The organism is Brevundimonas phoenicis (assembly GCF_047237745.1).
Lineage (GTDB): Bacteria > Pseudomonadota > Alphaproteobacteria > Caulobacterales > Caulobacteraceae > Brevundimonas.
The window spans coordinates 2,633,546-2,652,930 of sequence record NZ_JBDFLN010000001.1; the positions used below are offsets into that span (position 1 = coordinate 2,633,546).

Genomic DNA, 19,385 nt, shown 5'->3' on the forward strand with positions numbered 1-19,385 from the left:
GCGCCTCGCCCGGAAACCCCGACGACCTCACGAAACCACCCGTCCCCTATCCTCGGTAGTCAGGCCGTTCCCCAGCTAGGGACTTCCCTAGCCAACGGCGCAGGCGCGGCGGAACGCGGGCGGAGACGGCCGCCGCCTGAGCCCGCGCAGCCTCGGCGCGGACCGCGTCCTCGGCGATTTCTTCCGCCGTGCGAGCGCGCCGGTCCAGAACGGTGATCCCCCCCGCCGTGACGCCCAGCAGCAGCACTTCGTCGCGCCAGACCACCACCGTCGCCCGCTCGCGTGTTCCCAGCGGCAGCGAACGGATGAAGCGGATCTCGTCGCCGCTGGGCGCGCCGCTCTGGACCTTCTTCAACATGCGGATCGAGAAGAAGGCCAGGCCCAGCACCAGGGCCAAGGCGACCAGAACGGTCAGGAAGTCCATCAGCAGGGCGAAGGGCGTCATTGCGTCTCCGAGGGGGAAGCCACGCCGTCGTCCGGCATGGCGGGAAAGAGCGGGGCGCGGCGGGCGGGTGCGGCTTCGGGCACGGCGGCGTCGCCTCGGCCTTCGCCTTCGCCTTCGCCTTCGCCTTCAGCTGTCAGATCAACCGGTTCAAGCGTCTCGCCTCGCGCAACCTCGTCGCGCAGGCGGCGCGCGGTCAGGATCACTTCGGCGACGGCGGCGAACATGTCCTCGGGCACCACGGCTTCGACCGGCACCTGTTCGTGCAGGGCGCGGGCCAGGGGGACGTTGCGGATGATCGGCACCCCTTCGCGCTCGGCCATGCCGCGCATGGCGCGGGCGATCAGGCCGTCGCCCTTGCCCGCCACCACCGGCACGACATGTTCGCCGGGATCATAGGCCAGGGACACGGCGATGTGGGTCGGATTGACCACCAGGGCGGCGGCCCCGTGCACGGACCCGACGGCGCTGGACTGCGCCCACTCCTGGGCCAGCTCGCGGCGCCGCGCCTTGACCGTGGGATCGCCCTCCATGTCCTTGGCTTCCTGACGGATGTCGCGGCGGCTCATCCGCAGCCGCTTCATGAAGCTGAAGCGCTGATAGGCCGAATCCAGGATGGCGACGAAGACGAAGACCACCAGGGTCCAGCCCAGCAGGTGAAACCCCGCCGCGCCGAACGCGCCCAGCACCTCTCCCGGCTGGGCGGCGGGCAGGCGCAGGATGCGGTCGAACTGGCCGAACAGGATCAGCCCCGCCAGTCCCAGCAGCAGGACTGTCTTCACCAGCGACTTCGCCACCTCGAACAGGTTGTCGGTGTTGAACATCCGCTTCAGCCCCTCGCCGGGGTTCAGGTGGTCCAGCTTGGGCGTCATCTTCTCCAGCGTGAAGACCGGCCCGGTCTGCAGGAACTCCATCAGCGACGCGAACAGGGCCACCGGCAACAGCAGCAGCGCCGTCAGATAGACGAACCGCCGCGCCGCCGACCACGCGACCTGTTCGAAGGCGTCGCCGAACGGCTGATCCATCACGCGGAACACGTCGTCGAACAGGGCGGCGAAATTCTCGAACACCGCCCCCGCCAGCATCAGGCCGACCAGCAGCCAGGCCAGCAGCACGGCGGTGGAGCCGACGTCCTTGCTCTTGGCGACGTCGCCTTTCTTGCGCGCGTCCTGAAGCCGTTTCGGTGTCGGCCGCTCTGTCTTGTCGCCGCCGTCGTTCTTCTCCGCCACGCGCGCTCCGCCTCATCGAACAGGTATGAAAAACATCAGGAACAAGCTTTGCCGAATACAGAAACAGCACAGCTTATGGTCAAGCTTATTCCTTCTCCGCACCCTGACAACTTCAGAATAAAAACAAGCTAGGGTTAACCCTACTGGCAGAAATTTTCATTCCCGATCTCGTTGACAACATTCATGAGCAATAATATCGCTGTCACACAAGATCGAAATTCACATAGCTTCGGGCGAAATACGAAGTGAGACAATTTTGCTCGGCAACAGGCACAGTAATACTTATAATTACTGCATGGAATCACTCCGCAATTGCGGAAGACTGTAGCGCTACCTCGTCGCAACTGGTCGCTTCAGCCGCTTCCGTCAGCCAGTTTTCCCTGGCGCTGGGAAGCGGAGCGCTCGGATCAGGGCCTTGCTCGGCACACGCCCAGCGAGAGACGCGAGCGGCGCAGCAACTGCTGATCTACGACAATGAGTCGCCAACCGAGGTGATCGGTTCCTCGGAAACCGTTGTTTTTTACAAACCGCGAAGTTCCACGACCGGCTCGGGACCAGACCGCAGCAGGCCGCCGCACGGCGAACTGATCGCAGCAGCGGCGCGCGAGCACGACATCGATCCCGCCCTGCTACAGGCGATCATCAGCGTGGAATCCGCCGACAATCCCAACGCCCGCTCGCCCGTCGGCGCGCGCGGCCTGATGCAGGTGATGCCCGCCACCGGCCGCCGCTTCGGCGTCGCCGACGAGATGCGGCTGCACGAGCCGGAAACCAACATTCGCGCCGCCTCGCGCTACCTGAAGACGCTTCAGGGCCTGTTCGGCAACGACCTGCGCCTGGTGCTGGCCGCCTACAACGCCGGCGAAGGCGCCGTGCAGCGTTACGGCCGCAACATCCCGCCCTACCGCGAGACCCAGGACTACGTCCGCAAGGTCATGGCTCGCTACGACCAGCTCCTCACCGCCCGCCGTTCCTCCTTCCGATAGTTCTCACCGATCTCCCGTTCGGCCTGATCCGCCGGCAGCCACAAGGCGCGTCCATGTCCTTCGCCAGCCCGCTGAAACTGCTGGGCCTGCGCCACAACGGCGGAGGCGTCGGCCGCTATTCGGACCTGTTCCTGGTGGCGGGGGTGGCGGCGATCATCGCCATGATGATCATGCCCCTGCCGTCGCTGGCGATCGACGCCCTGGTGGCGATCAACATCAGCGCGGGCGTGGTGATGCTGCTGGTGTCGATCTACATCGCCTCGATCGTCGACATCTCGGTCTTCCCCAGCCTGCTGCTGATCACGACCCTGTTCCGGCTGGCGCTGTCGATCGCGACGACGCGGATGATCCTGCTGGAAGGCCACGCCGGGGCGATCATCAACACCTTCGGCAACATGGTGGCGGGCGGCAATCTGGTCGTCGGCCTGGTGGTCTTCCTGATCATCACCGTCGTGCAGTTCATCGTCATCGCCAAGGGCGCCGAACGGGTGGCCGAGGTCGCCGCCCGCTTCAGCCTGGACGCCATGCCGGGCAAGCAACTGTCGATCGATTCCGATCTGCGCTCGGGTCTGATCGACAAGGATGAGGCCAAGCGCCGCCGCCGCCTGCTCGAAATGGAGAGCAAGCTGAACGGCAATCTCGACGGCGCGATGAAGTTCGTGAAGGGCGACGCCATCGCCGGGATCATCATCGTGGTGATCAACCTGCTGGGCGGCCTGGCCGTGGGCATGCTGCAGAACGGCATGGATTTCGGCGCGGCGGTCCAGAAATACTCCATCCTGACCATCGGCGACGGCATGGTGATGCAGATCCCGGCCCTGCTGGCGGCCATGTCGGCGGGCCTGCTGGTGACGCGCGGCGGCGATTCCGAGACCGACGCCCACCTGGGCGCCTCGATGCATCGCCAACTGTCAGCCCAGCCCAAGGTCTTCCTGGTCGCCGGCGGGATGTGCTGGCTTCTGGCCCTTGTGCCAGGCTTTCCGACCGTGGTCTTCCTGGTGCTGGGCGCGGCGGCCATGACCGCCTCCATCATGATCGAGCCGCGCTGGCGCAAGTCGGCCGGGCGCAAGGTCAGGGCTCTGACCGGCCGCTCGTCCGCAGAGACCGAAGGGCCGATCGCCTCGACCCAGACACGGCCGACCGAAGGCGCCGCCATGACGCCTCTGCTGCTCGAGATCGACGGCCGCGCCCTGCGCGCGACCGATCCCGAACGTCTGACCGCCGCCCTGGAGACCCTGCTGGACGAGTTCGAGGCCTCGCTGGGCGTGGCCCTGCCGCGCGTGACGGTGCGCTACGGCCCGGCCGAGGCGACGGACCGCTGGCGGCTGATGGCGTTCGAGGCGCCCCTGGGCGCGGGCGATCCCGGCCCGGCCGAGGACGCGCTGGAGGCGACCCTGGCCGGCGTGCGCGGCCTGTTGCGGCGCAACGCGGGGATGTTCATCGGCATTCAGGAGGCCTCGATCCTGCTGAACCGCGCGGGCGAGAGCTATCCCGAGGTGGTCAAGGAGGTCGCGCGCGCCCTGCCCCTGGCCCGCATCGCCGAGATCATGCGTCGCCTGGCCGAGGAAGAGGTGCCGCTGCGCAACCTGCGGGACATCCTGGAATCCCTGGCCGACGCCGGTCAGCGCGAGAAGGATCCGCTGGCCCTGACCGAGTTCGCCCGCGTGGCCCTGCGTCGCCAGATCAGCCACCGCTACGCCCCCGACGGCGTGCTGAAGGCCGCCGTGCTGGAGCCCGCGCTGGAGAAGCATCTGCGCGAATCCATCCGCGTCGGCGGCGCCGGGCAGCAGCTGGCGCTGGAGCCGGACATGGCCCGTCAGATCATCGAGGCCGTGCAGAAGACGGTGCGCGACACCGGCGCCGACGCCGTGCTGGCCGCCATCGACCTGCGCCGTCACATCCGCAAGCTGGTCGAGCCGGAGCTGTTCGATACGCCCGCCCTGTCGTTCCACGAGCTGCTGCCCAGCCTGAAGCTCGAGATCGTCGGCCGGGTCGCCCTGCCCGACCTCGACGCGGCCACGCCGGCGGCTGTTCCCGCCTCCTCCGCTCCCCCCGCCTCCACGGCCGCTGCGGCCTGAAACGACGGACCCTGCATGACGATCAAGACGCCGACCGCCCGCAAGAGCTTCAAGACCGCCCTCCTGGCCATGGCCTCCCTGGCCACGCTGCTCGGCCTGTCCGCGCCCGCTGCGGCGGGCGACCCGCCCATCGGCAACCAGACGCTGCAGATCGCCCCGCGCGAGCAGCCGGTGGGTCAGTTCCTGCAGAGCTTCTTCGGCCAGTTGGGCGTGCCGGTGATCATCAGCCCCAACCTGCGCGGCACGGTGAACGGCGCCTTCAGCGGCCCGGCTTCTACCATCTTCAGCCAGGTGGCGGACGCCTTCGACCTGGTGGCCTATTACGACGGCGGGGCGGTCTACATCTATCAGACCTCCGAACTGACCAGCCAGTCGATCCCCGCCTCGCCGCAGATGCTGCGTCGCGTGCGCGCCACGGCGCAGGAAATGGGCCTGCTGGACAGCCGCAACACCCTGCAGCCCGCCGGGCAGATGCTGGTCGCCAACGGCACCCGCCGCTTCATCCAGCAGATCGACGAGATCGCCCGCGCCGGGCCCGGCGCTCGGGCCGAAGCCGCCCAGCCGACCTATGAGTACCGCGTCTTCACCCTGCGCTACGCCTGGGCCGATGACGTGACCTTCGAGACGGCCCAGAGCGAAGTCACCATTCCGGGCGTCGCCTCCATCCTGCGCGCCATGGTCAGCAACGACCCGAACGGCGCCGTCGCCCGGCGCATCGAGACCCGCCGCTCGCCGCGCGTCGGGGGCCTGCGCGGTCAGGGTCTGGCCTCGCAAGGCGCGGCGCAGAACGGCCTGATGGACGCCAGCTATGTCGACGGCGGCTTCACCCCGACGCCGGACACGCTGGGTCTGGCGCTGGCAGACGAACAGATGGCGGGCGGCGCGCCGGTCCAGCACGCGCGCATCCAGGCCGACACGCGCCTGAACGCCGTCATCGTGCGCGATACGGCCGAGCGCATGGGGGCCTATGAGGCGCTGATCGCCGCCCTGGACAAGGAGCCGCAGCTTCTCGAAATTCAAGCCACCATCATCGACATCGACACGACCCGCGCGCGTCAGCTGGGCATCAGCTGGCGTTTCGACGACGGTCGCGGCGGCATCCTGTTCGGCGACGGCACGCGCAACGACGACCGCCTGCGCCGGGGGCAGGACATCACCCCGCGCAACAACGGCCTGGCCATCTCGACCATCATCGGCAACGGCGACTACTTCGTCTCGCGCATCACGGCGATGGAGGATGAAGGCGTCGCCCGCATCGTCTCGCGGCCGCAGATCGTCACCCTGTCGAACGTCCAGGCCCTGTTCGAGAACACCCGCAGCTTCTACGTCGGCCTGGAAGGCGAGCGGGACGTCGACCTCTACAACGTCACCGCCGGGACCACGCTGAAGGTCACGCCGCACGTCCTGCGCGACCAGAACCAGACCCGCATCCGGATGCAGATCCAGATCGAGGACGGCTCCCTGACCGACGCCGACGTCGACGACATCCCGGTCGTGCAGCGCGCGGCCCTGAACACCCAGGCCATGATCCTGGAAGGCCAGAGCCTGCTGCTGGGCGGCATGGTGGTGCAGCAGGACGTCAACGCCGTGACCAAGGTGCCGGTGCTGGGCGACATCCCGGCGGTGGGCCTGCTGTTCCGCCGTTCGGAGCGTTCGACGGGCCGGATCGAGCGTCTGTTCCTGATCACGCCGCGCCTGGCCTCCATCGGCGAGGAAGCGCCCGCGCCGCGCCTGGACTTCGGCGCCATTCCCGGCTCGCCCGAGACCCAGCCCCTGCCCGCCGCCCCGGCCCTGCCCAAGGGCGGATCGCGCATGGGCTTCAATCAGGGGTCGGCGCCGAACGCCCCCCTGCCCGCCCCAGCCGCCACGCCGGTCGTCGCGGTGCGCGAAGCGCCGCCGCCCGGCTTCACCCCCTATGAACCGGCCAAGGACTGATCCACCATGCCCGCCGACGCCGTCGCCGCACCCGAGATCGAAAGCCTGGTCCTTCGCGTCCTGGCCGGGCGTGTGCGCGGCGCCTCGGCGCCGTTGGAGCGGGGCCGCGTCATCGCCGTGGGCCATGACCTCGACGCCGACATCGTCCTGCGCGACGCCAGCGCCGAGGGGGTGCGGCTGACGCTGAAGGCGCGAGCGGACGCCGCCGACCTGGAGCTGACGTCCGGCGCCGTGACCTTGCTGGGGCACGAGCTGACCGCCCCGGCCCAGGCCATCCTGCCCCTCTATCTGCCGCTGCTGATCGGCGACAACGCCGTCGCCATCGGCGAGGCCGAAAGCCCGCGCTGGAGCGAGGCCGAACGCATCCTGGCAGCCGCCCGCCCCTTGCCGGACGACGACGGCGAAGAGGACGACGCCCCGGCCGGCGACGGCCGCAACTGGCAATATCTGCTGAACAACACCAACGCCCTGGTGTCGCGCTCTGCCAAGTTCGTTCCGGTTCTGCTGATCGCCGTCATCACCGTCTCGGCTCTGTTCGCCATCAGCACGGGCGTCCCAGCCTGGCCCAAGTCGCAGCCCAAGCCCGCCAAGGTTCAGGCCGTCCTGTCGGAGGAAGGCTTTGACAAGCTGGTCGTCACCAAAACCGAGGCGGGCGATCTGCGCATTGAGGGAATGCTGGCCTCGGACGCCGAGCGCGTGCGTCTGCAACGCATCCTGGCCGCCCGCGAATGGCGCCCCCGCCTTGAGCTTCAGACCCACGACGGCATCGCCCGTCAGGTCGAGGAGCTCTACCTCGCCAATGGCGTCAAGGCGGCCGCGCGCTCGGTCGGCGCGGGCATGGTGCGGCTGGACGTCACCGGCAGCGACCCGGACGAAGCCGCCCGCCTGGAGCGTCTGGCCATGGGCGAGGTCAAGGGCCTGCGCCGCATCGACGTCAGCATGCTGCCCGGCGCCGACGAGGGCGGCCGCTTCGAAGACATTCAGCAAGGCGGCGGCAAGCGGGTGGTGTCGGTGATCGGCGGCGAGCGCGGCCACGTCACCACCGCCGACGGCGCCCGCTACTTCCCCGGCGCCGTCCTGCCGACCGGCCACCGCATCGTCTCCATCGAGGACACCCGCGTCCTGGTCGAGCGCAACGGCTCCCGTTCCGAACTCAACTTCTGACCCCAGCCCAAAAGGAGAATACCCATGTCATCCCAAAGTCTGAACGGCCTCGGCATGCTGGCCGTCTCGCCCGGCCTGAACAGCGAGCGCGACAAGGCCCGCCCCGGCTCCTGGTTCGAGGCCATGGCCCATTCGTGGGGTCAAACCCTGGACGCCCAGGCCGGCCGCATCGTCGAACTGTCCGAGCAGATCGGACCGGGCGGCGAGGACAAGCCCTCGACCATGGCCATGCTGACCGCCGAGTCGATGCGCATGAACTTCATGGCCAACTCCTCCTCCACCTCGACCGACTCCGTCGGCAAGGCGCTGGAGACCATGGCTCGCAAGAACTGAGCCCTTCATTCCAACAGGAGGGGCCCATGTCCTTCGAAGCCTCGGCCGCCGCAGCGGCCATGCCGCCCGAGATGCTGCAACCCCAGACGCAGCAGATCGACGTCGCCTACAACGCCACCCTCAGTCAGGCGGTGCAGTTCCAGAACCTGCTGCACGTCACGCCCCTGTCGGCTCCGGCCGCCCCGACCGAGCCCAACGGCGTCATGAAGACCATGATGGGCGCCCTGGAGCAGGTGAACGGCCAGGCCTCGGACCTCGCCGCCCTGGCCCAGGCCGCCGAAGGCAAGGCCGGCGGCATGACGCCGGGCGAGATGGTCATGATGACCGTCCGCGCGCACGAGTTCATGTTCAACTGCCAGCTCACCTCCAACATGGCCAACCGCACCTCGGACGGCCTGCAGCAGCTGTTCCGGCAACAGTCCTGAGGGAGGCGGTCATGCGAATCCGATCGCTCGCCGCCCTCGCGGGCGCGGCCCTCCTGCTCGCCGCCTGCGGCCAGCAGGAGCTTTACGGCGGCCTGACGGAACGCGACGCCAATGAGATGGTCGCCGTGCTCAAGGCTCAGGGGCTGGACGCCTCCAAGACCCGCGACGGCGACAACTGGGTGCTGAAGGCCGATCGCGGCGACTTCTCCCGCGCGGTCGCCCTGCTGCACGACCGGGGCTATCCGCGCCAGAACTTCGCCAGCATGGGCGAGGTCTTCCAGAAGGAGGGCTTCGTCTCCTCGCCGATGGAGCAGCGTATGCGCATGATGTACGCGCTGCAGCAGGAGCTGGGCCAGACCATCTCCTCCATCGACGGCGTGGTGCAGGCGCGCGTCCACATCGCCGTGCCGGAAAGCGATCCCCTGGCGCAGGAGAAGCCGCCCTCCTCCGCCTCGGTCTTCATCAAGCACCGGCCCGACTACGACATCTCGGCCCAGACCGGTTCGATCAAGGCCCTGGTGGTCAACTCGATCGAGGGCCTGCCCTACGACAAGGTCACGGTCGTCGCCTTCCCGGCGTCTGAAGTCCTGACCCAGCCGCAGGCGCCGGCCGTCACCCAGCTCAGCCTGCCGCTGGGCGTGCTGATCCTGGGCGCGGCGGGACTGGGCATCTACGGCCTCTATCGGCGGCCCAAGCCGCGCGCCAAGGCAGACGCCAAGCGAGGCGAGGCTTGACGCCGGACGCCGCCAGGACCGAACGCGTCGCCCTGTGGCGCCGGGCCCGCGCCCTCGACGGCGCGGATGCCGCCGCGCGCTCGCCGCGCGCCCGCATCCTGGCCCGCCGACTGACGCCGCCGCGCGCGCCGATGGACTACGCCGCCATCCTGAAGGCGCCCGCCTGGTCCGCCCTGCCGCTGAACGAGCGTCGCCGCCTGGCCGCGACCTGCGGCGCCGTGCTGCTGGCCGAGCGGCTGGCGACCAGCATCGACGGACGGATGCTCGGCGTCGTCGGACGCAGCATCGGCGAGAGCGCGCTGGACGCCGTCCTGGCCCTGCCGCCCGCCCAGCGGCCCGAGACGCCGCCGGTCGGCGCGCTGGACGCCGAGGCGCTGGAAGGTCTGGGCGCCGCCGCCCTTCTGGCCGGTCTGGCAGGCGAGACGGCCCGGCGGCTGGCCGACGGCCTGGCCCCGCCCCTGTTGCGCCTCGACGCCGACCAGGCTCAGGCCGCGCGCCGCCTGGCCCTGACAATCTGCGGGATCGCCGCCGCATGAGCTTTCACCTGATCGCCGCCGCGCCCGACGCGGCCCTGCTGACCGACCGTCCCGTCATTCGCCGCGAGGACCGCGCCGTCATCGAGACGGCCCTTGATCTTCTGGCCCAGGCCCAGGCGCGGCTGGCCGAGGTCGATGTCCATCGCGCCGCCGAGGGCAAGGCGGGCCGCGCCGACGGCTACGCCGCCGGTTATGAGGCCGGGCTGACCGCCGCCGCGCGCGACGTCGCCGAACGCGCCGCCCGCCTGCACCGCGAGATGGAGGCCGAACGCGAGCGCCTGCGCGAGACCGCCGGACGCCTGGCGCTGGACGTGGTGCGCCGCATCGCCGCCGAACTGGCGCCCGAGGCCGTGCTGGCGGCCCTGGCCGAGCGGGCGGTGAAGGACGTCCTGCCCGAGGCGCCGGTCGTGGTTCACGTCGCGCCTGACGGCGTCGGCGCCGTCTCGACCCGGCTGTGGCCCATCGGCGCGGCGATCGAGGTGCGGCCTGACGACGCCCTGGCCCCCGGCGACTGCGTCATCGAGACCGCCGCCGGACGCAGCCACGCCGGACTTGAAGTCCAGCTCGCCGCCCTTGAGCGCGTCTTTGAGCGAGGGCGCGCCGCATGAGCCACGACGCCGTCGAACTGCGCCTGCACGACGCCCTGCGCCGCGCCCGCACCCTGGACCGGCGCGGGCGGGTCGTTCAGGCCTTCGGCACCACCGTGCGCGCCACGGGACTGAACGCCCGCATCGGCCAGCAGGTCGAGATCCGCGACCCCGCCGGCGGCCCCGTGGTCAAGGCCGAGGTCGTGGGCCTGAGCGACGGCGCGGCCATACTGACGCCCTTGACCAGCCTGAACGGCCTCGGCCCCGAAGCCGAGGTCATCGCCGCCGACGATCGGACGGAAGTCCCCAGCGGCCCCGGCCTGCTGGGCCGGGTCATCGACGCCTTCGGCCGCCCGCTGGACGGCCTGGGCCCCATCGCGGGGCCGGTCGCCCTGCGCGACGTCTATGCCGACGCGCCCAATCCGCTGGCCCGGCCGCCGATCAGCGCCCTGTTCCCGACCGGCGTGCGCGCGGTCGATACCCTGCTGAGCGTCGGCGTGGGCCAGAGGGTCGGCGTCTTCGCCATGGCGGGCGGCGGCAAGTCGACCCTGATGGGGATGTTCGCCCGCCACTGCGCCGCCGACGTCAACGTCATCGCCCTGATCGGCGAGCGCGGGCGCGAGGTGCGCGAGTTTCTGGACGACAGCCTGGGGCCGGAAGGCCTGGCCCGCTCGGTCGTCGTGGTCGCCACTTCCGACCGCCCGGCGATGGAACGCGTCCGCGCCGCCCACGCCGCCACCGCCATCGCCGAGGGCTTCCGCGCCCAGGGCCTGCGCGTCATGCTGCAGATGGACTCCGTCACCCGCTTCGCCCGCGCGCTGCGCGAGATCGGCCTGTCGGTCGGCGAACCGGCCGTGCGGCGCGGCTTTCCGCCGTCGGTCTTCGCCGAACTGCCCCGGCTGTTCGAGCGGGCGGGCGCGATCGAGGGCGGCTCCATCACCGCCTTCTACACCGTACTGATCGAGGACGAGGAAGGCGGCGACCCCATCGGCGAGGAGGTCCGCTCCATCCTGGACGGCCACGTCTATCTGTCGCGCAAGCTGGCGCAAGCGAACCACTATCCGGCCATCGACCCGCTGACGAGCCTGAGCCGCGTCTTCCCGCGCGTGACCTCGCCCGAGCATCAGGCGGCGGCGGGCAAGGTGCGCGCCTGGCTGGCCAAATACGCCGAGATCGAGTTCCTGCTGCAGATCGGCGAGTACAAGCCCGGCGGCGATCCCCTGGCCGACGAGGCCGTGCAGCGGATGCCCGCCCTTCGCGCCCTGTTGCAGCAGGGCGCGCATGAAGGCGTCGCGGCCGAAGCGGCCCTGGCCCAACTGGCTGAGGCCGCGTCATGAGCGGGCGCGACCGCATCACCCTGCTACGACGCCTGGCCCGTCTGCGGGCGCAGAGGGTCGAGGCCGCGCGCCGTCTGGTCGCCGTCGCCCAGGACGCCCTGGCGCGAGCGCAGGCGGCGTTGCAGGCGCGCGAGGAATCCATCGCCGCCCTCGGCCGCCACATCGAGACCCTGGACGAATGGTTCGCCTCGGGCGCGGGCGGCGACGCGCGCTTGATCGAAGGCGCCCTGTCGCGACGCGGCCTGATCGTCGATCGTCGCGAAGCCGAGACAGAGGCCCGCGCCGAGGACCACCGGGCGGTCGAGGCCGCCCAGGCTGAACGGGACCAGGCTCTGCGCGCCCTGATGCGCGCCACGGCCCGCCACGACGCCGTCGACGGCCAACTGCGCCGCGCCGTGGCCCAGCGCGCCGGGCGTCGCGAGGACCAGGACCAGCTCGATTTCGAGGAACGGGGCCGTCCGCGCCTGCAACTGCTTATGGGAGGCCGCGCCTGATGGCCGACGCCGTGAACAACTCCGCCCCCGCCCGGCCCGCGCCCTCAGCACGGTCCGTCAGCTCCGCCCCCTCGGCCTGGAGCGGCGGCGCCTTCGAGGCCGCCCTGGACCAAGCCGCTGCGCGCCGCCATGCGCTCGAAGCCGGCGAGCGCCAGCCCCGCTTCGCCCGCCGCGACGAAGACGCCGAACCCGTCCGCGACCGCCCGGACGACGCGCGGCGCGAAGAGGCCAAGGCCGACGACAAGGCGAACAAGGCCGAGGGCCAGTTGAACATCGCGGGGACGACCGGCCTGAACGCCGTCCAGGGCGGCCCCGCCGCAGCGGCGGGCTTCACCGGCGACGTCGAGGCCATGGCGTCGATGATGGAGAAGGCCTGGCTGGCGGCCCAGGCCGACGCCGCCAAGGGCATGCAGGTGCAGTTCACCGACCGGACCCTCGCCCTGGCCGGGTTCGGGGTGATGCGGCTGGCCGACGGCGGCCTGACGCTGCAACTGGCCGCCCACCAGCGGCCGACGCCCGAGCTGGAGCGCGCGCTGGAGCTGATGCGCCGTCGGCTGGAGGCGCGCGGCGTGGCCGTGTCCGAGGTGCGCGTCGCCCCCGCCGATGCCGACAGCGAGCATCGCCCGCCGGACGGGGTGCGGTGAGCCATGATCTCAGCGCGGCGTGAAATCCCAGCGGCCCTGGTCGCGATCGGCGCGGGCGGCGTCCAGCACGGCGCGCGCCGTCTCGGCGGGAGCACGACCCGCCGCCAGCCCCTCGGCGGTCAGCCGCACCAGGCGGCGGCTCTGGCGATTGTGCAGCCCCTCGGTCGGGCTGTCGGCGTCCGCCGCCAGCTTTCCGGCATAGAGGCGCGCCGCCTCGGGCGAGGTCTGGATCAGGGTCATGACCAGGGCGGCCGCGCGCTCGAACGCCTCGTCCTCCAGCGGCTGACCCACGACGTCGCGGGTCAGCCAGACGCACAGGAACTCCAACGGCCCCACGCTGCGGGCGTTGGTCATCAGCCCCCCGCCGGGGCCGGACAGGCTCGAAAAGGCCGCAGCGCCCCAGGCCGGCAGGCGCGTGGCGGGCAAGCGATCGGTCGTGAGGGCGCGGGCCAGGGCGTCGGCGGCCAGCCTCCGCGCCTCCCGGTCGCCGAAGCGCGCCACGGCGGCCAGCAGCTTGACGAAGCCGGGATAGAGCGCCTCGCCCAGTCCGTCGCAGACGCGCTGCAACACTGTGACGCGCGCATCGGGCGTCGACTGGCCATTCAGCCCATCGATCAGAGCCTGGGCCGCGGCGGCCCAGTCGGGTTCAGCCTTGAGAACGAGATCGGTCACGATGAACGAGGCATAGCCTCAGCCGAAGCCGTTGTCGCGGGTTTCAGTCAGATGATCAGCGATGGCGCGGGCGGCCGCGTCCATGTCCAGCCGATCCGACACCCGCACGCGCACGTCGTCGCCGGCGAAGGCGGTGAAATCGCCGAAGGCCTGGCCGCCGCGACCGTGAGCCAGCGCCTCGGCGCCCAGCGGCGTCGAGGCCGACAGATCGCGCGACCAGACGCCGGACAGGGGCGCGTTGTCGGTGCGGATCGTGGTCATGGCGGCCTCCTCGACGTGGAAGTGTCCACGCTAGGCCGCCAATCTAGGCGCATCGACGCGCCCTCGCCATGCGGGACTTCCCTAACCGCCCGCGCCCCGGAGGCGCGCCGATGACCGCCGCCCTTCGCCCGCTCGACGCGCCGCAATGGACCGACGCCGCCCTGTCGGCGCTGAACATCTGCGCCGCCGCCTTCGACGCGCGCGGCCTGACGTGGCGTTCCCCCGCCTTCGTCGCCGCCTTCCCCGAATGGCGCGAGGGCGAGGCCCTGTCGGCCGTCGAATGCCGCCTGCCCGGCCTGTCCGAGGCGATCGCGGCGGCGCGGCGCGAGGGCGCCTCGGACGCCCTGATCGTCCAGCCGGGCGGCCGCCGGGTGCATGACGCGCGCCTGGCCCTGTCCGACGGCCTGGTCTTTCTGGAGCTGTCCGACGCCGCCGAGCGTCAGGAGGCCCAGCAGCGCCACCTGGCCGACCGCGAGGAGCTGCTGACCACCTCGCGCGTGCTGTCGGTCGGCGAGATGGCCACCATGATCGCCCATGAGCTGAACCAGCCGATCGGCTCCATCGCCAACATCCTGCGCGGGCTGAAGGCGCGGCTGCAACGCGGCGCCCTGACGCTCGAGACCGGCGCCGAAGCCCTGGACCGCGCGACCGAACAGGCCCTCTACGCCTCGGGCGTGATCCAGCGCGTCCGCACCTTCGTCGATCAGCGCCAGCCCCAGGTGCAGCGGCTGGACCTGGCACGGCTGGCCCGCAACACCCTGGACCTGCTGGACTGGGAGATCACCCGCGACCGGGTGACGGCGCGCGCCGCCACGCCGCCGGACCTGCCCGCCGTCCTGGGCGATCCGGTCATGATCCAACAGGTGCTGGTCAATCTGGCGCGCAACGCCCTAGACGCCATGCGCGGCGTCGACCTGCCCCAGCGCGAACTGACCATAGAGGCGCGCCACAGCCTGGATGCGCGCCAGATCGAGCTGACCCTGACCGACACCGGGCCGGGCGTGCCGGAAGAGGCGAGCGCCCGCGTCTTCTCGCCCTTCTTCAGCACCCGCAGCGGCGGCATGGGCGTCGGCCTGGGCATTTGCCGCTCGATCATCGAACTGCACCGCGGCCGCCTGTGGTTCACGCCCGGCGAGACGGGCGGCAGCGTCTTTCACATCGCCCTGCCGCTGGCCGCGGCCGAAACCCCGACCGAGGAGGCCCGCCCATGAGCGCCGTCGCAACACCGGCTGACGGGCCGTCCGGCCGCATCTGCCTGGTCGACGACCACGCCGAGTTCCGCCAGTCCGCCGCCTGGTGGCTGGAAAGCCTGGGCTATGAGGTCGAGTGCTGGGAAGAGCCCGCCGCCTTCTTAGAGGCCATGACTGAGCGCCCGGCAGAACCCGCCTGCTTCCTGCTGGACGTGCGGATGCCGGGCATGTCGGGGCTGGAGCTGATGGAGGCGGCGCGCGAGCGCGGGCTAGATCAGCCGGTGATCTTCATGACCGGGCACGGCGACGTGCCCCTGGCGGTCGAGGCCATGCGGCGCGGCGCCGTCACCTTCCTCGAGAAGCCCTTTCAGGAGAAGGCGCTGGAAGAGGCCATCGCCCTGGCCTTCCGCACTACGCAACCGGAAACAGAAGACGAAACAAGCGCTTCTCCGCTGTCCCTCGCCTATCAGGAAAGGTTGTCGCGCCTGACCGCGCGCGAGCGCGAAGTCATGGATCTGGTCGTGGCTGGTTCCTACAACAAGGTCATCGCCTATGACCTGGGCATCAGCCCCAAGACGGTCGAGCTGCACCGCGCCCGCATCATGACCAAGATGGAGGCGCCGACCCTGACCCATCTGGTCCGCATGGCGGTGTCCGGCCAGGTCGAGGAGGCGTGAGCGTGGCCCTGGACTCCCTGCCCTCCTCGCTCGCGGCCGCGCGCCCGCCCCGGCTGGACGAGCCGACCGTGCGCGCCCGCGCCGCCGTCGTCGCCGCTCTGGACGGCCTGATGCTGAACGGACTGCGCGTCAGCATTCTGATCCCCGATCACGACGAGACCTTCGTCGGAGAGCAGGTCGCCTTCGCCACGCCGCACGGCCCCGTCCGCGTCGCGCCCCTGACGATCGACGGCGCGGCCTTCGAGAATGGCGACCACGTCGCCCTGCTGGCCGCCGTCTCGACGCTGGAGCCGCTGCTGGCGACGTTGGAAGACTCCGGCGCCGAGGCGCTGACGCCTGTCGGCGTGCGTTCCGACACGATCGATGCGGCGCACGTCGAGGTCCGCCTCAGCGACGGCGAGCGTACGTTGCATGAGGCGCGCCTGTCCCTGTCGCCCGCGTTGGCCCTGCGCCTGCGCCGTGTCGGCGATCAGCCGCCGGGGCTTAACCTGCCCCTGCCGGTCCGTCTGCTCATCGAGGGGCCGCGTCTATCGCCCGACGATCTGTCGAGCCTGCGCACGGGCGACCTGTTGCTGATCCCCGCTCTGGAGAGAGCCTGGTCCGCGCGTCTGTCGGTTCCTGGCGGGACGGCCGTCGGTCTGTTCACCCCCGCCTCCCGAAACTTCACCCATCAACGCAAGGAAAGCCGCATGACCGAGGCCGCCGCCCCGCCTGCCGAAGACGCGCACGGACTGACGCCGGGGGCCGATACGCCGATCGCCGTGACGGTCGATCTGGGCGAGACCGCTGCGCCGCTGAAGACGCTGACCGAACTGCGCCCCGGCGCCGTCCTGCCTCTGACCGGACTGGACGCCGAAATGCGCGTCACCCTGCGCAGCGCCGGCCAGGCCTTCGCGCGCGGCCGCCTGGTGTCCCTGGGCGAGGCCTACGCCGTGCTGATCGACGCCGTCGCCGATCCGAAGGAGGCCGTCTGACATGGACCTGTCCCAGTTCTCGCCGGGTTCGGCGCTCGTCACCGTCATCCTGCTGGCGCTCGCGCCCTTCGTGGCGGTGATGGTGACGTCCTTCACCAAGATCGTGGTGGTGCTGTCCCTGCTGCGCAACGCCCTGGGCCTGCAGCAGGTGCCGCCGAACATCGTGCTGAACGGCATGGCGCTGATCCTGACGCTCTACGTCATGTTCCCGGTCGGCCAGCGCATGGCCGAGGCCACCAACCACATGCCGCCCACCGCCGCCCTCAGCGACACCCAGCAGTTGTTCGCCTATGCCGACAGCGCCAAGGAGCCCTTGCGCGACTTCCTGATCAAGCACTCGTCCGAACGCGAGCGCGCCTTCTTCCTGCGCACCGCCCAGCGCATCTCGACGCCTGAAAAGCGCGCCGAAATCACCGCGCGCGACTTCCTGGTCGTCGTGCCCGCCTTCACCGTGTCGGAGCTGGCGACGGCGTTTCAGATCGGCTTCCTGATCTTCCTGCCCTTCCTGATCATAGACCTGGTGGTGTCCAACATATTGCTGGCGATGGGGATGATGATGCTGTCGCCGACCACCGTCTCCCTGCCGTTCAAACTGTTGCTGTTCGTGCTGATCGACGGGTGGGTGAAGCTGTCCCACGGCCTTGTGCTCAGTTACGTCTAGGAGAGCGCCCCATGATGAACGCCCAGGCCATCGAGCTCGTCAATCAGGCGCTCTGGCTCGTCCTGTTCCTGTCGGCCCCGCCGATCATCGCCGCCTCCATCGTCGGCCTGATCGTGGCGGTGATCCAGTCGGCGACGCAGCTTCAGGAACAGACCCTGCAGTATACGGCCAAATTCTTCGCCATCGTGCTGACCCTGTTCGCCACGGCGGCGCTGATCGGCGGCTCGCTGTATCAGTTCAGCGATCGCATCTTCACCGAGTTTCCGGCCCTGGTGCGCCGCTAGGTGTTCGAGGGTCTGGACAGTCTGTTCGACAACGCCATCCTGGTGGCGGTGTCGACCACGCGGGTGGCGACGACCTTCCTGCTGATGCCGCTGCTGTCGCCGCAGACGGTGCCGGCGATGGTCCGCAACTCCATCTTCCTGGTGTTCGGCCTGGCGGTGCTGACCATGCAGCCGCAGATGGCCCAGATGACCCTGCCGACGGTCCAGTGGATCCTGCTGTTCGGCAAGGAGGCCCTGGTCGGAGTGGTCATCGGCTTCTTCTTCGCCACCATGCTGTGGGCGTTCGAGGCCGCCGGCCAGATCATCGACACCAAGGTCGGCGCCACCATGGCCCAGGTGGTGGACCCGCTCAGCGGGCATCAGACCTCGCTGAACGGCGAGTTCCTGGGGCGGCTGGCCAACTTCGTCTTCATGTTCTCGGGCGGCCTGCTGCTGCTGGTCGGCACCATCCTGGACAGCTTCGTCATCTGGCCCATCGGCAGCCTGACGCCGGTGCTGACCATGAGCAGCCTCAGCCTGTTCGAGGGCGAGTTCACGCGGCTGATGACGCTGGCCGTGCTGTTCGCCTCGCCGGTTCTAGTGGTGCTGTTCGTCACCGACGGCGCCCTGGGCCTGGTCAACCGCTATGCGCCGCAGCTGAACGTCTTCTCCCTGTCGCTGTCGATCAAGGCGTGGCTGGCGACCCTGATCATCCTGATCATGATGACCGGCCTGGTGCAGACCCTGCTGAACGAGATCATGGGCCGCCACGACACGGTGCTGGAGGTGCTGAAGGCGATGGGACGACGCTCAAGCTAGGAAGCTAGGGTCGTCCCTGATGGGGACCGTCCCGACTGTGAAGCCCCGCCCGCGCGTGGTCCGATGCCCGTCAGCAAGATCAACCTCGGGGCTGCACGATGACCAGCATCAACACCGCCTTCTCCAACGCCGTCGGGACGCTTGTGCTCGGGGCGGTCGCCGACCGCATGGCCACGGCGGCCAACTTCGCCCAGATGGGCTTCCAGTTGGGCGTGATGCTCAACGGCGCCTTCCAGCCCTCCGCCCCCGCCTTTTCGGCTTCCATGCCCCAGGACGGCAAGGCCACGGTTGACCTGGGCGACGGCTATACGCTGGAGATCAACGAGGCCAACTCCGAGTTCGTGGTGCGTGACGCTGACGGCAACGTCACCCAGATCTGGGGCGATCCGCACTTCAACTACAACGGCCGGCACGTCGGCGACTTCTGGGACACCATGACCCTGGAGCTCGAGAACGGGACCAAGATCACCGTCAACACCGAGCCCTTCGGCAACAATCCCAACGCCACCGTCACCAGCCAGCTGGTCATCACGCGCGGCGACCAGGCCATGATCATCGACGGCGTCAGCCAGAACCGGCTGGGCGACCTGAACATCAGCATGAGCAACAACGGCTACGCCATCGACGCCGCCTATCGCGACGGCCTGACCATCCGCGAGGACGACGCCGCCGGATCGGGCTGGACCAGCGGCATCACCGGCGACGCCGTCAGCCAGGAAGACTTCAACCTGACCAAGATCGGCAACGCCGGCCTGCCCGAGGCGCTTCAGGCCTTCAGCGACGCCCTGCGCGGCGTCCTGGGCGCCTGGCTGCTGACCGGCGTGTTGAGCGGATTGGCAGAAGCCCTGGGCGGCGCCTCTGAAACCAGCGAGCCCGGCAGCCCGCGCATCGCCCTCGGCCCAACGCCGACGCGCTGAACTTCACCTGCGGTTCAGCGCGGAACC

23 protein-coding genes are annotated in these 19,385 nt (G+C 70.0%); 19 read left to right on the forward strand and 4 right to left on the reverse strand.

What is annotated here, in order from left to right; genetic code table 11:
- Positions 1-46 precede the first annotated feature (46 nt).
- Positions 47-445 (reverse strand): flagellar biosynthetic protein FliO, encoded by a 399-nt coding sequence (locus tag ABC419_RS13175; protein WP_412877186.1) that lies wholly within the window; start codon positions 443-445, stop codon positions 47-49.
- The gene (locus tag ABC419_RS13180) at positions 442-1,671 is read right to left on the reverse strand and encodes an EscU/YscU/HrcU family type III secretion system export apparatus switch protein (RefSeq protein ID WP_412877185.1); all 1,230 of its coding nucleotides are present in this window, start codon (positions 1,669-1,671) and stop codon (positions 442-444) included. Before ABC419_RS13180 ends, ABC419_RS13175 begins: the two co-directional genes overlap by 4 nt.
- 491 nt (positions 1,672-2,162) lie before the next feature.
- Between ABC419_RS13180 and ABC419_RS13185 the strand changes: the two genes are divergently transcribed.
- Genes ABC419_RS13185 through ABC419_RS13240 form a run of 12 tightly spaced genes read left to right on the forward strand, consistent with a single transcriptional unit; the run spans position 2,163 to position 12,924 of the window.
- The gene (locus ABC419_RS13185; protein ID WP_412877184.1) at positions 2,163-2,657 is read left to right on the forward strand and encodes a lytic transglycosylase domain-containing protein; all 495 of its coding nucleotides are present in this window, start codon (positions 2,163-2,165) and stop codon (positions 2,655-2,657) included.
- A 53-nt stretch (positions 2,658-2,710) separates the two neighbouring features.
- The gene (locus ABC419_RS13190) at positions 2,711-4,735 is read left to right on the forward strand and encodes an FHIPEP family type III secretion protein (RefSeq protein ID WP_412877183.1); all 2,025 of its coding nucleotides are present in this window, start codon (positions 2,711-2,713) and stop codon (positions 4,733-4,735) included.
- Between the two features lie 15 nt (positions 4,736-4,750).
- Positions 4,751-6,670, forward strand: coding sequence for a type III secretion system outer membrane ring subunit SctC (sctC, locus tag ABC419_RS13195; protein ID WP_412877182.1), 1,920 nt, complete (start codon positions 4,751-4,753; stop codon positions 6,668-6,670).
- A 6-nt stretch (positions 6,671-6,676) separates the two neighbouring features.
- Complete coding sequence (locus ABC419_RS13200) at positions 6,677-7,834, forward strand: SctD/MshK family protein (RefSeq protein WP_412877181.1); 1,158 nt, start codon at positions 6,677-6,679, stop codon at positions 7,832-7,834.
- A gap of 24 nt (positions 7,835-7,858) precedes the next feature.
- Positions 7,859-8,167 (forward strand): hypothetical protein, encoded by a 309-nt coding sequence (locus tag ABC419_RS13205; RefSeq protein ID WP_112999251.1) that lies wholly within the window; start codon positions 7,859-7,861, stop codon positions 8,165-8,167.
- Between the two features lie 26 nt (positions 8,168-8,193).
- Positions 8,194-8,592: a hypothetical protein gene (locus ABC419_RS13210; RefSeq protein WP_088411497.1), complete on the forward strand. Its 399-nt coding sequence runs from the start codon at positions 8,194-8,196 to the stop codon at positions 8,590-8,592.
- Positions 8,593-8,603: 11 nt separating this feature from the next.
- Positions 8,604-9,326, forward strand: coding sequence for a type III secretion system inner membrane ring lipoprotein SctJ (gene sctJ / locus ABC419_RS13215; RefSeq protein ID WP_003164555.1), 723 nt, complete (start codon positions 8,604-8,606; stop codon positions 9,324-9,326).
- Positions 9,323-9,862 (forward strand): hypothetical protein, encoded by a 540-nt coding sequence (locus ABC419_RS13220; RefSeq protein ID WP_412877180.1) that lies wholly within the window; start codon positions 9,323-9,325, stop codon positions 9,860-9,862. Before sctJ ends, ABC419_RS13220 begins: the two co-directional genes overlap by 4 nt.
- Positions 9,859-10,470: a FliH/SctL family protein gene (locus ABC419_RS13225; RefSeq protein ID WP_412877179.1), complete on the forward strand. Its 612-nt coding sequence runs from the start codon at positions 9,859-9,861 to the stop codon at positions 10,468-10,470. Before ABC419_RS13220 ends, ABC419_RS13225 begins: the two co-directional genes overlap by 4 nt.
- The gene (locus ABC419_RS13230; RefSeq protein ID WP_112999254.1) at positions 10,467-11,786 is read left to right on the forward strand and encodes a FliI/YscN family ATPase; all 1,320 of its coding nucleotides are present in this window, start codon (positions 10,467-10,469) and stop codon (positions 11,784-11,786) included. The genes ABC419_RS13225 and ABC419_RS13230 overlap by 4 nt, the downstream gene beginning before the upstream one ends.
- Positions 11,783-12,280 (forward strand): hypothetical protein, encoded by a 498-nt coding sequence (locus ABC419_RS13235; protein ID WP_412877178.1) that lies wholly within the window; start codon positions 11,783-11,785, stop codon positions 12,278-12,280. The genes ABC419_RS13230 and ABC419_RS13235 overlap by 4 nt, the downstream gene beginning before the upstream one ends.
- A complete protein-coding gene (locus tag ABC419_RS13240) occupies positions 12,280-12,924 on the forward strand; it encodes a hypothetical protein (RefSeq protein WP_412877177.1) in 645 nt (214 codons plus the stop codon). The genes ABC419_RS13235 and ABC419_RS13240 overlap by 1 nt, the downstream gene beginning before the upstream one ends.
- A gap of 9 nt (positions 12,925-12,933) precedes the next feature.
- On the opposite strand, the gene ABC419_RS13245 is transcribed toward ABC419_RS13240, so the two are convergent.
- Both ABC419_RS13245 and ABC419_RS13250 read right to left on the reverse strand, forming a co-directional pair.
- On the reverse strand, positions 12,934-13,596 hold the full coding sequence (locus tag ABC419_RS13245) for a hypothetical protein (protein ID WP_412877176.1): 663 nt from the start codon (positions 13,594-13,596) through the stop codon (positions 12,934-12,936).
- An 18-nt stretch (positions 13,597-13,614) separates the two neighbouring features.
- Positions 13,615-13,857 carry a hypothetical protein gene (locus ABC419_RS13250; RefSeq protein ID WP_412877175.1) on the reverse strand — a complete coding sequence of 81 codons (243 nt, stop codon included), beginning with the start codon at positions 13,855-13,857 and terminating at the stop codon, positions 13,615-13,617.
- Between the two features lie 110 nt (positions 13,858-13,967).
- Here ABC419_RS13250 and ABC419_RS13255 point away from each other — a divergent pair, with 110 nt between their 5' ends.
- From ABC419_RS13255 to ABC419_RS13285, 7 genes are all read left to right on the forward strand, one after another.
- Positions 13,968-15,068 (forward strand): sensor histidine kinase, encoded by a 1,101-nt coding sequence (locus tag ABC419_RS13255; protein WP_412877174.1) that lies wholly within the window; start codon positions 13,968-13,970, stop codon positions 15,066-15,068.
- The gene (locus ABC419_RS13260; protein WP_412877173.1) at positions 15,065-15,724 is read left to right on the forward strand and encodes a response regulator transcription factor; all 660 of its coding nucleotides are present in this window, start codon (positions 15,065-15,067) and stop codon (positions 15,722-15,724) included. Before ABC419_RS13255 ends, ABC419_RS13260 begins: the two co-directional genes overlap by 4 nt.
- A gap of 2 nt (positions 15,725-15,726) precedes the next feature.
- Positions 15,727-16,698 (forward strand): FliM/FliN family flagellar motor switch protein, encoded by a 972-nt coding sequence (locus ABC419_RS13265; protein ID WP_412877172.1) that lies wholly within the window; start codon positions 15,727-15,729, stop codon positions 16,696-16,698.
- Between the two features lies 1 nt (position 16,699).
- Complete coding sequence (gene sctR / locus ABC419_RS13270; RefSeq protein ID WP_003164548.1) at positions 16,700-17,359, forward strand: type III secretion system export apparatus subunit SctR; 660 nt, start codon at positions 16,700-16,702, stop codon at positions 17,357-17,359.
- An 11-nt stretch (positions 17,360-17,370) separates the two neighbouring features.
- A complete protein-coding gene (sctS, locus tag ABC419_RS13275) occupies positions 17,371-17,643 on the forward strand; it encodes a type III secretion system export apparatus subunit SctS (protein WP_003164547.1) in 273 nt (90 codons plus the stop codon).
- A complete protein-coding gene (sctT, locus tag ABC419_RS13280) occupies positions 17,644-18,441 on the forward strand; it encodes a type III secretion system export apparatus subunit SctT (protein ID WP_412877171.1) in 798 nt (265 codons plus the stop codon).
- A 98-nt stretch (positions 18,442-18,539) separates the two neighbouring features.
- Positions 18,540-19,358: a DUF1521 domain-containing protein gene (locus ABC419_RS13285; RefSeq protein WP_412877170.1), complete on the forward strand. Its 819-nt coding sequence runs from the start codon at positions 18,540-18,542 to the stop codon at positions 19,356-19,358.
- Positions 19,359-19,385 lie beyond the last annotated feature (27 nt).